Source organism: Pseudomonas sp. NFACC14 (genome assembly GCF_900106885.1).
Lineage (GTDB): Bacteria > Pseudomonadota > Gammaproteobacteria > Pseudomonadales > Pseudomonadaceae > Aquipseudomonas > Aquipseudomonas fluorescens_AA.
The window spans coordinates 204,871-218,485 of the sequence record NZ_FNOA01000005.1 but is presented as its reverse complement, the minus strand read 5'-3'; the positions used below and the strand labels follow the sequence as shown (position 1 = coordinate 218,485).

The 13,615-nt window shown below is 62.0% G+C and carries 11 protein-coding genes; 6 read left to right on the top strand and 5 right to left on the bottom strand.

Going from position 1 to position 13,615, the window contains the following annotated elements; translation table 11 throughout:
• Positions 1-327 precede the first annotated feature (327 nt).
• Positions 328-1,764 carry an exodeoxyribonuclease I gene (sbcB, locus tag BLU85_RS11120; protein ID WP_092201435.1) on the top strand — a complete coding sequence of 479 codons (1,437 nt, stop codon included), beginning with the start codon at positions 328-330 and terminating at the stop codon, positions 1,762-1,764.
• Positions 1,765-1,847: 83 nt separating this feature from the next.
• Here sbcB and mvaT read toward each other — a convergent pair whose 3' ends face one another.
• Complete coding sequence (gene mvaT / locus BLU85_RS11115) at positions 1,848-2,225, bottom strand: histone-like nucleoid-structuring protein MvaT (protein ID WP_003205091.1); 378 nt, start codon at positions 2,223-2,225, stop codon at positions 1,848-1,850.
• A 304-nt stretch (positions 2,226-2,529) separates the two neighbouring features.
• Here mvaT and purU point away from each other — a divergent pair, with 304 nt between their 5' ends.
• A complete protein-coding gene (gene purU / locus BLU85_RS11110; RefSeq protein WP_092201437.1) occupies positions 2,530-3,378 on the top strand; it encodes a formyltetrahydrofolate deformylase in 849 nt (282 codons plus the stop codon).
• A gap of 188 nt (positions 3,379-3,566) precedes the next feature.
• Positions 3,567-3,740 carry a hypothetical protein gene (locus tag BLU85_RS31140; RefSeq protein WP_170842278.1) on the top strand — a complete coding sequence of 58 codons (174 nt, stop codon included), beginning with the start codon at positions 3,567-3,569 and terminating at the stop codon, positions 3,738-3,740.
• Between the two features lie 4 nt (positions 3,741-3,744).
• On the opposite strand, the gene BLU85_RS11105 is transcribed toward BLU85_RS31140, so the two are convergent.
• From BLU85_RS11105 to BLU85_RS11095, 3 genes are read right to left on the bottom strand one after another with little or no spacing between them, the layout of a single operon-like run.
• On the bottom strand, positions 3,745-4,740 hold the full coding sequence (locus BLU85_RS11105; RefSeq protein ID WP_092201439.1) for a glucosaminyl phosphatidylglycerol flippase: 996 nt from the start codon (positions 4,738-4,740) through the stop codon (positions 3,745-3,747).
• Positions 4,737-5,504 (bottom strand): N-acetylglucosaminyl phosphatidylglycerol deacetylase, encoded by a 768-nt coding sequence (locus BLU85_RS11100; RefSeq protein WP_092201441.1) that lies wholly within the window; start codon positions 5,502-5,504, stop codon positions 4,737-4,739. The genes BLU85_RS11105 and BLU85_RS11100 overlap by 4 nt, the downstream gene beginning before the upstream one ends.
• A 16-nt stretch (positions 5,505-5,520) precedes the next feature.
• Positions 5,521-6,612: an N-acetylglucosaminyl phosphatidylglycerol synthase gene (locus tag BLU85_RS11095; RefSeq protein ID WP_092201443.1), complete on the bottom strand. Its 1,092-nt coding sequence runs from the start codon at positions 6,610-6,612 to the stop codon at positions 5,521-5,523.
• A gap of 330 nt (positions 6,613-6,942) precedes the next feature.
• On the opposite strand from BLU85_RS11095, the gene BLU85_RS11090 reads away from it, so the two are divergent.
• Positions 6,943-8,433 (top strand): helicase HerA-like domain-containing protein, encoded by a 1,491-nt coding sequence (locus BLU85_RS11090; protein ID WP_092201445.1) that lies wholly within the window; start codon positions 6,943-6,945, stop codon positions 8,431-8,433.
• Positions 8,434-8,704: 271 nt separating this feature from the next.
• On the opposite strand, the gene BLU85_RS11085 is transcribed toward BLU85_RS11090, so the two are convergent.
• On the bottom strand, positions 8,705-9,160 hold the full coding sequence (locus tag BLU85_RS11085) for a DUF721 domain-containing protein (protein WP_003205074.1): 456 nt from the start codon (positions 9,158-9,160) through the stop codon (positions 8,705-8,707).
• Between the two features lie 307 nt (positions 9,161-9,467).
• Between BLU85_RS11085 and secA the strand changes: the two genes are divergently transcribed.
• Complete coding sequence (gene secA, locus BLU85_RS11080; protein ID WP_092201447.1) at positions 9,468-12,203, top strand: preprotein translocase subunit SecA; 2,736 nt, start codon at positions 9,468-9,470, stop codon at positions 12,201-12,203.
• Positions 12,204-12,326: 123 nt separating this feature from the next.
• Positions 12,327-13,544, top strand: a complete 1,218-nt coding sequence (argJ, locus tag BLU85_RS11075) for a bifunctional glutamate N-acetyltransferase/amino-acid acetyltransferase ArgJ (RefSeq protein ID WP_092201449.1) — start codon at positions 12,327-12,329, stop codon at positions 13,542-13,544.
• Positions 13,545-13,615 lie beyond the last annotated feature (71 nt).

The following is a 13,615-nucleotide window of genomic DNA, read 5'->3' as shown; positions in this document are numbered from 1 at the left end:
AGCAGTCTTCGTGCGGGCAAACGATAGAACTGTGCAGGTCATTTCATGGTTTGCAACAGGATTGAGAAGGCGAACACTGCCTGCATCATCCGGTGGGATTGAACATCGCAGCGATGAGCAGCGGAGTTCAACTGTGGGAGCGAGCTTGCTCGCGATGACGGCAGCCCATTCAACATTGATGCAAGCTGAACCACCGCGATCGCGAGCAAGCTCGCTCCCACACGGGGTGGAGGGAACCACACATTGGAATTCAAAAGTTACAGCACTGCTGGTCGCAGGCAGGCCCGAGCGCCTAGACTTCGCCAGTCTTCAGTTCAGGAACAGCCCGTGACTTCCATCTTCTGGTACGACTACGAAACCACCGGCATCAACCCGCGTTGCGACCGGCCCTTGCAGGTGGCGGGTATCCGTACCGATTTCGAGCTCAATGAAATCGACGAACCGGTGAATCTTTATTGCCGGCCCAGCGATGACATCCTGCCGCATCCGGCGGCCTGTGCGATTACCGGCATCACCCCGACATGCCTGGCCGAAAAAGGCTTGAGCGAAGCCGACTTCATGACCCGTATCCACGGGCAACTGGCCGCGCCCGGTACCTGTGGTGCCGGCTACAACACCCTGCGTTTCGACGATGAAATGACCCGCTACAGCCTCTATCGGAATTTCTTCGACCCGTACGCACGGGAATGGCAGGGCGGCAACAGTCGCTGGGACTTGATCGACCTGGTGCGCGCGGCCTATGCGCTACGCCCGCAAGGCATTGTCTGGCCGCAAGAGGACGGTCGCGTCAGCCTCAAGCTCGAACGCCTGACCGCCGCCAATGGCATCGATCATGGCCAGGCCCACGATGCGTTGTCGGACGTGCGCGCGACCATCGCCCTGGCCCGCCTGGTCCGTCAGCGGCAGCCGCGGCTCTACGACTGGCTGTTCCAGTTGCGCAGCAAGCAGAAAGTGATGGACCAGATCCGCCTGCTGCAGCCGATGGTGCATATTTCCGGTCGCTTCTCGGCGGCGCGCAACTACATCGGCGTGGTATTGCCGTTGGCCTGGCACCCGAAAAACCGCAATGCCCTGATTGTCTGCGACCTGCATCTGGACCCCCAGGGCCTGTTGGACCATGACGCCGAAAGCCTGCGCCAGCGTTTGTATACCCGCCGCGAAGAACTGCTCGAAGGCGAGTTGCCGGTGCCGCTCAAACTTATCCATATCAACAAATGCCCGGTGGTCGCGCCGTTGTCGGTGCTGCGCGTCGAGGACCAGCAGCGGCTGGAGCTGGACATGGAGGGCTATCGACAGCGCGCATTGCGGCTAACTGACGCACAGAAAGTTTGGCAGGATAAACTTCAGGCTATTTATGGCCGCGAGGACTTCACCGCCAGCGAGGATCCCGAGCAACAGTTATACGCGGGTTTCTTGGGCGATCGCGATCGGCGTTTATGTGAACAAGTGCGCATGGCGGACCCGGCGCAATTGGCGCAAGCGCAATGGCCTTTCGATGATGAGCGTCTACCGGAACTATTGTTCCGATATCGTGCACGCAACTTTCCAGACACCTTGAGTCCCGAAGAGCAGGAGCGCTGGACAATTTTCTGTCAACAACGTCTGTCCGCCCCGGAATGGGGAGCGCCTAATACCTTGCAAAGTTTTGACGAGGCGATGGGAGAGTGGCTGGCCCTGTCTACGCCGATGCAGCGAGAAGTACTCGTGGAGTGGCAGGGCTACAGCCAGCAATTGCGCAAACGTTTAAGCCTTGAATCGCAATGAAATGAAAAGATAACAGGCATAAAAAAACGCCAGTAATCACTGGCGTTTTTTTGTTCGCAAAGAAGCTTGCGCCGCGGTGAGGCTTAGCCCAGCAGGGTTGCCCAGCCTTCTACCACGTCACCGCCCCACTTGGCTTTCCACTCTTTCAGCGTCTTGTGGTTGCCACCTTTGGTTTCGATGACTTCACCGTTGTGCGGGTTCTTGTATTGCTTAACTTTGCGAGCGCGCTTGGTGCCGGTAGTTTTCACGGCGCCACGTGGGGCTTTGCTCGACTTGGCTTCTGGATCCAGCAGGGCAATGATGTCGCGCAGCGACTTGGAGTATTCGCCCATCAGCGTGCGCAGTTTGCCTTCGAATTCAAGCTCGGTTTGCAGTTTGTCGTCTTGCGACAGGTTTTTCAGGCGAGCTTGCAGTTCTTTGATGGCTTCTTCTGTGGCGCGGTATTCATTGATCAAGGACATGTGGACTACCTTATGTAGGACGCGGGTGACAAGGAGACAGTGCGACAATAGTAATCAGACAGTTTCATCAAGTAAACATTTAACCGGTGTTTTATTTAATTAATTAGTGCCACGCCACAAAAACGCCTGTTGCAGTTAAATACCGCGACAGTGTCTTCACATCCGTTCACATATAATCTGCCTTCCCGGGCCTCGCCGGCCATGGCCTGGGGCTGTCGCCCAGGATCCGGCGTGTCATCGATACTGCAGTTTTGCCGCGCAATGGCTAGAATGGCCGCCTTTGCGAAGTTCTGGAGTTTCCCTAATGCGCACTTTTCGTCTGGTGATTGCTTGCCCGGACCGCGTCGGCATCGTTGCTAAAGTCAGTAACTTTCTGGCGTCCCATAACGGCTGGATCACCGAAGCGAGCCATCACTCGGACAATCAAAGCGGTTGGTTTTTCATGCGTCACGAGATTCGTGCCGACTCGCTGCCCTTCGACATTGAAGCCTTTCGTGACGCGTTCGCCCCCATTGCCGAAGAGTTCTCGATGGACTGGCGTATCACCGACACCGCGCAGAAAAAACGCGTGGTGCTGATGGCCAGCCGCGAGTCTCATTGCCTGGCTGACCTGCTGCACCGCTGGCACAGCGATGAGCTCGATTGCGACATCGCCTGTGTGATTTCCAACCATGATGACTTGCGCAGCATGGTGGAATGGCACGGCATCCCGTACTACCACGTGCCGGTCGACCCGCAGGACAAGCATCCGGCGTTCGCCGAGGTCTCGCGACTGGTCAAGCAGCACGACGCCGAGGTGGTGGTGCTGGCTCGCTACATGCAGATCCTGCCGCCGGCCTTGTGCAGCGAATACGCCCACAAGGTCATCAACATCCACCACAGTTTCCTGCCGTCGTTCGTCGGGGCCAAGCCGTATCACCAGGCGTCGATGCGCGGTGTGAAGCTGATTGGCGCCACCTGTCACTACGTGACTGAAGAGCTGGATGCCGGCCCGATCATCGAGCAGGACGTGGTGCGCGTCAGCCACAGCGACAGCATCGAAGACATGGTGCGTTTCGGCCGTGACGTAGAGAAGATGGTATTGGCCCGGGGCCTGCGTTATCACCTGGAAGACCGGGTGCTGGTGCACGGCAACAAGACCGTGGTCTTCTGACTGGGTTTTGGGCGCTTGTAGGAGCTGCCGAAGGCTGCGATCCTTTGATTTTTCTCTTTCGCTTGAGACTCAAGCGGTAGGGGAAAGATCGCAGCCTCGCTTCGCTCGTCAGCTCCTACAGGCGCAGCCGAGCGGGAGCAATCTCTGGGCACAATGATTCGGGCAACCTTCTTACGAGAGCACGCGCCATGACCGATCCATTGGACAAAGCCACCTCCAAGGCGCCAGCCACCCTGGGCGAGGGCTGCCTCAGCCGCTATGACCCCGACGCGTTGAGCCCGGAGGATGGCACCGAGTTTCCCGACGCCGCGCAATTGTGGGAGCAATTGCATCCCCAGGACGAGCCCGAACAGACGCCGTGACCGGTCAGGCTTGCCTGAGCCTGATCAGCTTCTTGATCAACGGCCGCCCGACCATCAGGAAGAACACCGGCCCACCGGCCACCAGGTAAAAGTAATAGGTCACCGCCCGCCAGATCAGGATCGCCGCCGCTGCGGTGGACTTGCCCACCATGGGGGCCAGCAGCGCCGCCGACGTCAGCTCGGCCGCCCCGGCACCGCCCGGCAGCAGGCTGAACTGCCCCGCGCTCAAGGACAGCATCTGGATCAGGAAACTCCACGCCCACTGCAGGTCCGCGCCCAGCCCTTTCAATGCCAGGTACAACACGCTGTAGCGCAGCGCCCAATGCAGGCAGGTCAGGCCGAAGACCTGGAACAGCGTCTGTCGTGGCAATTTCAAGGTGTCGGTGAAGGCCGCGAGGAAGTTCAGGATCTTGCGGCCCCAGCGTCGGCGGGTGGCGGTTTTCACACGTAGGTGCCGCAGCACACGAGCGCCCAGCAGAATCAGCCGGCGGTGATAATGGGCCACCAGCACGCAGCCGAACAGCCCGCCAAACAATGAAATCGCGCTCAACGCCAGCATCCATTCCAGGCGCTGGCTGAGGTTTTGGAACAGCGCGTAGAACAGAATGCCCACCAGGGCGCAGAGGAAGAACAGCAAGTCGCTCAGTTGATCCATGGCGAACACCGCGCTGCCATGGGCCGGGCGCACACCGTTGCGCGCCAGCAGGGCCATCAGCGTCAGTGGGCCGCCGCTGCCTCCAGGCGTCGCGCACATGGCGAACTCGGTGGACATCACCACGCCCATGCTTTTCCACCCGCCGATGCGCCCACGGTATTCACCCAGCAACAGGCGCAGGCGCACGGAATTCAAGCCCCAGCACAGCACGATCATGCCGAGCATGGTCAGCAGCAGGGACAGGGGAAAGCGCTGCACCCGCGACCACATTTCCCCGCCGCCGACCAGCAGCGGCACCAACAGCGCCGTGAGTAGGGCGGCGCCCAGCCAGATCAGCCGTTTCATGCGGCGCTGCGGGCCCGCAGCCCCTGGGTTGCCAGCCAGCCGACCTTGGTCATCGGCACGCGACCGTCGTTGAGCAGGCGTTCGAGAGTGCGCAGCCAATAGTCCCGGGAAAACCCGTGGCGCATGTCCACCGGGTGCAGGCCCAGACGAATCACCGGAGCCTGGCGCCAGCGCTGTTCACGCTGGTCGCTGATGACTTTCGACAGGCCGCGGCGCCAGGCACTGCGGGCACTCCAGACCAGGCCCGGCGCGTCAATGGCGCTGAAGTCGGGCAGGCGATAGAGGTGTTGGGTGTCACTGGTGTAGCTCAGCGGTAACTGGCGCAGGGCCTGGCGCGTGCCTTCGCTCATCAGCCAGGCCGGGGCGACGAAACCTTCCAGCGGCCAATGGTAGCGCTCAAAGGTGTCGATCCCGGCGCGCAGGCGGGCCAGGGCGGCGGTCTCGGACAGGTTGTAGAACTCCCCCTCATGGGTATAGACCCGGCGCATGAACCACTCCTTGGGGTGGCGGGCGACAGGGCCGTCGTCGCAATGATAGTAGCCATGCAGCACCAACTCGTCGCCGCGCTCGACCCGGCGGTCGAGCAGGCGGCGAAAGTCGGGATGAGTCTCCAAGGCATTGGTACGGTGAAAGTCCGGCACCACCAGCCAGGTCATCGGCACTTGGCCGAGGGCATCCACGGCTTCGACGAAGGGCTGGTAGTCAGGCCAGGTCTGCGGTGCCACGTCGTGCAACACCAATAGCACGCTGGGCGAAGAGCTCATCGACACGCTCCTCGCCTCAACCATTGGCCAGCAACGGCATTTGTTCGCCGAGCACGGCGTAGTAGTGCCCCAGCAAGCTGTTGACCACGGTGTCCCAGGCGTAATGACGCTCCACATGCCGGCGCGCCAGCAGGCCACGGCGTTGGCAGCCTTCACTGAAAAGTTGCCGCACGGCATTGGCCATGGCCTGCGGATTGTTGGGCGTGCACAGCAGGCCGCAGTCCTCGTGGACGATTTCGGTGAAAGCCCCGGCCGCCACCGCCACCACGGGAATACCGCTGGCCATGGCTTCGAGGATCACCAGGCCGAAGGTCTCCTGGTCGCCGGCGTGCACCAGCGCATCGGCGCTGGCCATGAGCCGGGCGACTTGCGGCGCCGGGCAGAACTCGTCGACCACCGTGACGTTGTCCGGCACCACGGCGGGCATCGATGAGCCCACCAACAGCAGGTGATAGCGCTCGCCCAGGCGTTTCATGCACTTGAGCAGCACCGGCAGGTTTTTTTCCTTGGAGCCGCGACCGGCGAAAATCAGCAGGCGCGCGTCTTCGGCGATACCCAGCTCGGCCCGCAGTTCCGGGTCGCGGGCGGCAGGGGTGAAGGTTTGCAGGTCAACGCCCAAGGGTTGCACATAGACGTTCTTGACCCCCAGCCCGGTCAGCTTGTCGGCCATGACCTGGCTCGGCGCCAGGACCCGGTCGAAATTGCCATACAGCTTGCTGACATAGGCTTCGATATTGGGGGTGAACCAGTTGCCCATGCGGTTGCTCACCAACAGCGGCAGGTCGGAGTGATAGAAGCCGATGACGGGCACGTCGAGCTGACGGCGGGCATCCAGTGCGGCCCAGGCGGTGAGGTACGGATCGCCGACCTCGATCAGATCCGGTTGCAGATCGCGCAGGACATTGCGCCAGGGCGCCAGGCGAAGGGGGAAGCGATAGCCCTTGCCGAACGGCAGCGCAGGGGCTGGCACCTTGTAGATTCCGTCGTGCTCGCTCAAATGCGCGCCGGGGATCAACAGGCTGTGGCGAATACCGGGCCGATCGCCCAGGCGCCGGTGCTTGGCATCCAGATAAGTGCGCACGCCTCCACTGGCGGGGGCGTAGAACATGGTTATGTCCGCTATATGCACGATGAACGTCCCTCCGGTCTGTGTTCTCCTGTGTTGACCTTTATGAAGAATAGATGTTCGGTTGGGGTTGTGGGGCGGGTGCACCGCCAGTGGAGTATTGCTGGGTTTGACAGGGCCTCATCGCGAGCAGGCTCGCTCCCACATGAGATCTGTGCCCCGCCCCAAATCTCTGTGGGAGCGAGCTTGCTCGCGATAGGGCCGGCCCAGGTTCGCAGCTATTATTCCTGCTGCCAGGGCCTCAATGCGCCAGGCATGCTTTTATATAAGCGTGCAAAATGGCGTCATATCGCAAACACCACGGGTGACCACATGCCTGACTCATCGCAACTCGTTATCGGTGCCGACCTCAGCGGCCAGCCCATCGCCCAGGCCATGCGCCTGGCGAACCGTCATGGCCTGGTGGCCGGCGCCACCGGGACCGGCAAGACCGTCACCTTGCAGCGCCTGGCCGAAATGTTCAGCGATGCCGGCGTGGCGGTGTTCGCGGCGGATATCAAGGGTGACCTGTGCGGCCTGGGTGCTGCCGGCAACCCCCAGGGCAAGATCGCCGAGCGCATCGCCGGCATGCCCTGGCTCAACCACAAGCCCCAGGCTTATCCGGTGACCTTGTGGGATATCCACGGCCAGTCCGGGCATCCACTGCGCACCACCCTGAGTGAAATGGGCCCGTTGTTGATCGGCAGCCTGCTGGAACTCACGGACAGCCAGCAGTCGGCGCTCTACGCCGCGTTCAAGGTGGCCGACCGTGAAGGCCTGTTGTTGCTGGACCTCAAGGACCTGAAGGCGCTGCTCAATCATCTCAAGGACAACCCCGAGCTGCTGGGGGACGACGCGGCGCTGATGACCACCGGCTCCAGTCAGGCGCTGCTGCGGCGCCTGTCCACTTTGGAACAGCAGGGCGCGGACGCGTTGTTCGGCGAACCGGCGTTGCAGCTCGAAGACATCCTGCAACCGGCCAGCGATGGCCGTGGCCGCATCCACTTGCTCGACGCCAGCCGCCTGGTCCACGAAGCGCCGAAGGTCTACGCGACGTTCCTGCTGTGGCTTTTGGCCGAGCTGTTCGAACAGCTGCCCGAGCGCGGCGATGCGGACAAGCCGCTGCTGGCGCTGTTCTTCGATGAGGCGCACTTGCTCTTTGCCGGTACGCCCAAGGCTTTGCAGGAGCGCCTGGAGCAAGTGGTGCGCCTGATCCGATCCAAGGGCGTGGGGGTGTATTTCGTGACCCAGTCGCCGGGCGATTTGCCGGACGATGTGCTCGCCCAGTTAGGGTTGCGCATCCAGCACGGCTTGCGGGCCTTCACGGCCAAGGAGCAGAAATCCCTGCGGGCGGTGGCCGACGGTTTCCGGCCCAACCCGCAGTTCGATGCCCTGGCGGTGCTGACCGAGCTGGGCATCGGTGAAGCCCTGGTGGGCACCTTGCAGGAAAAGGGCACGCCGGAAATGGTCCAGCGCGTGCTGGTGGCACCTCCGCAATCGCGCATCGGGCCGCTGAGCGAGGCCGAGCGCGCCGGGTTGATCGCCAGTTCGTCACTGCAAGGGCGCTACGACAAGCCCATTGATCGCGAATCGGCCTACGAAGTGCTGATGGGACGCAAGGGGCTGGAGCCCCAGGCCGAAGTGACCCCGGGCAAACCGGCGGCGGAAGAACCGAGCTTCACCGAAAAGGCCGGCGAGTTCCTTGGCACGGCAGCCGGCCAGGCGCTCAAGTCGGCGATGCGCCAGGCGGCCAATCAACTGGGCCGGCAGCTGGTGCGCGGGTTGATGGGGTCGTTGCTGGGGGGCAGCAAGCGGCGCCGGTAGTCGAGACCGAGTTGCCCCCTTCGCGAGCAAGCTCGCTCCCACGCGGGATTGGTGTCGTACACAAAATAGGTGGTCGCTGCAGTTCCACTGTGGGAGCGAGCTTGCTCGCGAAGGCGTTTGGCAGGCGAAAAGTGTTCCGGCTGACCTGCCGCTATCGCGAGCAAGCTCGCTCCCACAAGGGGCTGGTGTTGTACACAAAAGAGGTGGTCGCTGCAGATCCACTGTGGGAGCGAGCTTGCTCGCGATCGCTATCTAGCCGGCGCCGAAAATCTCAATCCTTGGGCCGCGCATGTGCCGCCAACCGCTCCAGCGCCGCCCGCAGGTTGGGGTCGGTGATGCCGTCGGCGGTGGCCTGGATGGTCGCCGCGGCGTCGGTGGACAGGTCCAGTGTATGACCTTTGGCGCCGACCTGGACGGTGGGTGGCTGCACCTTGAACAGGATCCGCGTCAGGTTGGCGAATTCTTCGAACGCCTGGAGTTGGCGCAGCAGGCGTTTTTGCTGGTAGCGCAGGCGCGTGGCCCAGTGGCCGTCGGTGACGATCAACAGCAGGCTGCCTTCGCGCCAGGACGCCACGTGGCAATGCTCGCGGGCGGCCGGTTGCAACTGGCTGTCCAGCAGGCGCTGCAAGTGGCCCAGGCGTTTGGCGTGGCCGAAGATGGCTTTCAGCGGCTTGGCTTCGCGCAGCAGAACGGCGGGCGCCTTGGCTGGAAGAGGGCGAAAGGCCATGAATGAATACCGCAAGTGACAGAGGCGCCATGGTAGCAGAAAGCGCCGGACGCGCCTCGACCCTCTCGCCCAGCGGCTTTTGGCTACACAATCAGTGAGTAACTTCTGCGCTTTGTGGGTTGAAGTTCGCGCAAAAGCCCTTATTTTAGGGTGGCCCCGTCACAGCGCTGTGCCAGCATCGTGGAATAACGCCACTTTCCTCTCCATCGTTTCCGGGTAGAATGCTCGTTCGCATGCGGCCATGAGGGCTGCACGGGCGACTCATGGGGCCGCCCTCCATCCCTTTAGTGTGGAAGATCCTGCCGATATGTTTGCGCCTTTGTTAAAGAAACTTTTTGGAAGCAAGAACGAGCGTGAAGTCAAGCGCATGCTCAAGACGGTACAGACTGTCAATGCCTTCGAAGAGCAAATGGTGGCCCTTTCGGACGATCAGTTACGCGCCAAGACTGCCGAATTCAAGGACCGCATCGCCAAGGGGGAAACCCTTGACCAGCTCCTGCCCGAAGCCTTTGCGGTCGCCCGTGAAGCCGGCAAGCGGATCATGGGCATGCGCCACTTCGACGTTCAGTTGATCGGCGGCATGACCTTGCACGAAGGCAAGATCGCCGAAATGCGTACCGGTGAGGGCAAGACCCTCGTGGCGACCCTGGGCGTGTACCTCAACGCACTGTCCGGCAAGGGCGTGCACGTGGTGACGGTCAACGACTACCTGGCCCGCCGCGACGCCAACTGGATGCGCCCGCTCTACGAATTCCTCGGCCTGACCGTCGGCGTCGTCACGCCGTTCCAGCCACCGGAAGAGAAGCGTGCCGCCTACGCCGCCGACATCACCTACGGCACCAACAACGAATTCGGGTTCGACTACCTGCGCGACAACATGGCGTTCAGCATGGAAGAAAAATTCCAACGTGAACTCAACTTTGCCGTGATCGACGAAGTCGACTCCATCCTCATCGACGAAGCCCGTACCCCGCTGATCATTTCCGGCCAGGCCGAGGACAGCTCCAAGCTGTACATCGAGATCAACAAACTGATCCCGCAGCTCAAGTTGCATGTCGAGGAAGTCGAAGGCGAAGTGACCCAGCCCGGGCACTACACCATCGACGAGAAGACCCGCCAGGTCGAACTCAACGAAGCCGGTCACCAGTTCATCGAGGAAATGCTCACCCGCGTCGGCTTGCTGGCCGAAGGCGAGAGCCTCTACTCGGCCCATAACCTGGGCCTGCTGACCCACGTCTATGCCGGCCTGCGTGCCCACAAGCTGTTCCATCGCAACGTCGAATACATCGTCCAGGACGGCCAGGTCGTGCTGGTGGACGAACACACCGGCCGTACCATGCCGGGTCGTCGCCTGTCCGAAGGCCTGCACCAGGCCATCGAAGCCAAGGAAGGCCTGAACATCCAGGCCGAGAGCCAGACCCTGGCCTCGACTACCTTCCAGAACTACTTCCGCCTGTACAGCAAGTTGTCCGGCATGACCGGTACCGCCGACACCGAGGCGTTCGAATTCCACCAGATCTACGGCCTGCAAGTGGTGGTGATCCCGCCGAACAAACCACTGGCCCGCAAGGACTACAACGACCTGGTGTTCCTGACCGCCGAAGAGAAGTACGCGGCGATCATCAACGACATCAAGGAAGGCATGGCCCAGGGCCGTCCGATCCTGGTGGGTACCGCCACCATCGAGACCTCCGAGCACATGTCCGCCTTGCTCAACAAGGAAGGCATCGAGCACAAGGTCCTCAACGCCAAGTTCCACGAGAAGGAAGCCGAGATCATCGCCCAGGCCGGTCGCCCGGGTGCGTTGACCATCGCCACCAACATGGCCGGCCGTGGTACCGACATCCTGCTGGGCGGCAACTGGGAAGTGGAAGTCGCCAGCCTGGAAGACCCGACCCCCGAGCAGATCGCGCAGATCAAGGCCGACTGGCAGAAGCGTCACCAGCAGGTGCTGGAGTCCGGTGGTTTGCAGGTGATTGCCTCCGAGCGTCACGAATCCCGTCGTATCGACAACCAGTTGCGTGGCCGTGCCGGTCGCCAGGGCGATGCCGGCTCCAGCCGTTTCTACCTGTCCCTGGAAGACAGCCTGATGCGCATCTTCGCCTCCGACCGGGTGAAGAACTTCATGAAGGCCCTGGGCATGCAGCCCGGCGAGGCGATCGAGCACCGCATGGTGACCAACGCCATCGAGAAGGCCCAGCGCAAGGTCGAAGGCCGCAACTTCGATATCCGCAAGCAATTGCTCGAGTTCGACGACGTCAACAACGAACAGCGTAAAGTGATCTATCACATGCGTAACAGTTTGTTGGCCGCCGACAACATTGGCGAAACCATCGCCGATTTCCGCCAGGACGTGCTCAACGCCACTGTCAGCGCCCACATCCCGCCGCAGTCGCTGCCGGAACAGTGGGACGTCGCCGGCCTGGAAGCCGCCTTGCAGAGCGATTTCGGCGTGGCATTGCCGATCCAGCAATGGCTCGACGAAGACGATCACCTGTACGAAGAAACCCTGCGTGAAAAACTGCTGGCCGAACTGATCGCTGCCTACAACGAGAAGGAAGACCAGGCGGGCGCCGAGGCACTGCGTTCCTTCGAGAAGCAGATTGTGCTGCGGGTACTGGACGATTTGTGGAAAGACCACCTGTCGACCATGGACCACCTGCGCCACGGTATCCATTTGCGTGGTTACGCCCAGAAGAACCCGAAGCAGGAGTACAAGCGCGAGTCCTACACGCTGTTCTCCGAGTTGCTCGATTCGATCAAGCGCGACTCGATCCGCGTGCTGTCCCACGTACAGGTTCGCCGCGAAGACCCGGCCGAGGAAGAAGCCCGCCTGCGCCAGGAAGCCGAAGCCCTGGCTGCGCGCATGCAGTTCGAGCACGCCGAAGCCCCTGGCCTGGAAGTGGTCGCCGAAGAGGGCGTCGATGTGGATGTCGCCCTGGCGACCGCACCGGTGCGCAACGAGCAGAAGCTGGGCCGTAACGAACTGTGCTATTGCGGTTCGGGCAAGAAATACAAGCATTGCCACGGGCAGATCCAATAAACCCGTTTCAAGGCTGAACCACCCGCGCCGCGACCGGATGCTATCCGTCGCGGCGTTTTGCCATTTTGATTCGCCATCCCAATGAGGACGGCGTCGATAGACATCTAATTTAGGAGCGCATTCATGGCTGTTGGTCTTGGTCCGTTGCCCACGTTGCACCCGGTTGCCGGTTTTGAACTCGGTATTGCCTCGGCGGGCATCAAGCGCCCCGGGCGCAAGGACGTCGTGGTCATGCGTTGCGCCGAAGGCTCGACGGTGGCGGGTGTGTTCACCCTCAACGCCTTTTGCGCCGCCCCGGTCATCCTGGCCAAGCAACGCGTGCAGGGGCCGGTGCGTTACCTGTTGACCAACACCGGTAACGCCAACGCCGGCACCGGCGCGCCAGGCCTGGCCGCCGCCGAGCGCACCTGCGCCAAGCTGGCGGAATTGACCGGTGTCGACGCCAGCCAGGTGCTGCCGTACTCCACCGGCGTGATCGGCGAACCGCTGCCGGTCGAGAAGATCGAAGGCGCACTGCAAGCCGCCCTCGACGACCTGTCGGAAAACAACTGGGCCGCCGCCGCCACTGGCATCATGACCACCGATACCCTGCCCAAGGGGGCGAGCCGTCAGTTCCAGTATGACGGCGTGACCATCACCGTCACCGGCATCAGCAAAGGCGCTGGCATGATCCGGCCGAACATGGCGACTATGCTCGGCTACATCGCCACCGACGCCAAGGTCTCGCGCCAGGTGCTGCAAGACTTGATGCTCGACGGGGCCAACAAGTCATTCAATCGCATCACCATCGACGGCGACACCTCCACCAACGACTGCTGCATGCTGATCGCCACCGGCCAGGCCAACCTGCCGCAGATCACCGAGGCCAGCGGCCCGCTGTTCGCTGCCCTGAAGCAGGCGGTATTCGAAGTGTGCATGGACGTGGCCCAGGCCATCGTCCGTGACGGCGAAGGCGCGACCAAGTTCGTGACCGTGCAGGTCAATGGCGGAGGCAATCACCAGGAATGCCTGGATGTGGGCTATACCGTGGCGCACTCGCCGCTGATCAAGACCGCACTGTTCGCCTCCGACCCGAACTGGGGCCGCATCCTCGCCGCTGTCGGCCGGGCCGGCGTGCCTGAGCTGGACGTGAGCAAGATCGACGTGTTCCTCGGTGACGTCTGCATCGCTAGCCAAGGCGCTCGTGCTGCCACTTACACTGAAGCCCAGGGCGCGGCAGTGATGCAGCAGGAAGAAATCACCATCCGTATCGAGTTGGGACGGGGGGATTGCAGCGAAACCATCTGGACCACCGACCTGTCCCACGAGTACGTCAAGATCAACGCTGAGTATCGGACTTAACCGGTTCGGGACCGAGTTGCTGCCATCGCGAGCAAGCTCGCTCCCACAGGGATTTGCGGGCAATACCCTGT

What these genes read in the sequence shown, in the direction of transcription:
- mvaT (WP_003205091.1), bottom strand. Translation starts at nt 2,225, where the DNA reads ATGTCCTTGATCAATGAATACCGCGCCACAGAAGAAGCCATCAAAGAA.
- purU (WP_092201437.1), top strand. Translation starts at nt 2,530, where the DNA reads ATGCGCACTTTTCGTCTGGTGATTGCTTGCCCGGACCGCGTCGGCATC.
- BLU85_RS31140 (WP_170842278.1), top strand. Translation starts at nt 3,567, where the DNA reads ATGACCGATCCATTGGACAAAGCCACCTCCAAGGCGCCAGCCACCCTG.
- BLU85_RS11105 (WP_092201439.1), bottom strand. Translation starts at nt 4,740, where the DNA reads ATGAAACGGCTGATCTGGCTGGGCGCCGCCCTACTCACGGCGCTGTTG.
- BLU85_RS11100 (WP_092201441.1), bottom strand. Translation starts at nt 5,504, where the DNA reads ATGAGCTCTTCGCCCAGCGTGCTATTGGTGTTGCACGACGTGGCACCG.
- BLU85_RS11095 (WP_092201443.1), bottom strand. Translation starts at nt 6,612, where the DNA reads ATGTTCTACGCCCCCGCCAGTGGAGGCGTGCGCACTTATCTGGATGCC.
- BLU85_RS11090 (WP_092201445.1), top strand. Translation starts at nt 6,943, where the DNA reads ATGCCTGACTCATCGCAACTCGTTATCGGTGCCGACCTCAGCGGCCAG.
- BLU85_RS11085 (WP_003205074.1), bottom strand. Translation starts at nt 9,160, where the DNA reads ATGGCCTTTCGCCCTCTTCCAGCCAAGGCGCCCGCCGTTCTGCTGCGC.
- secA (WP_092201447.1), top strand. Translation starts at nt 9,468, where the DNA reads ATGTTTGCGCCTTTGTTAAAGAAACTTTTTGGAAGCAAGAACGAGCGT.
- argJ (WP_092201449.1), top strand. Translation starts at nt 12,327, where the DNA reads ATGGCTGTTGGTCTTGGTCCGTTGCCCACGTTGCACCCGGTTGCCGGT.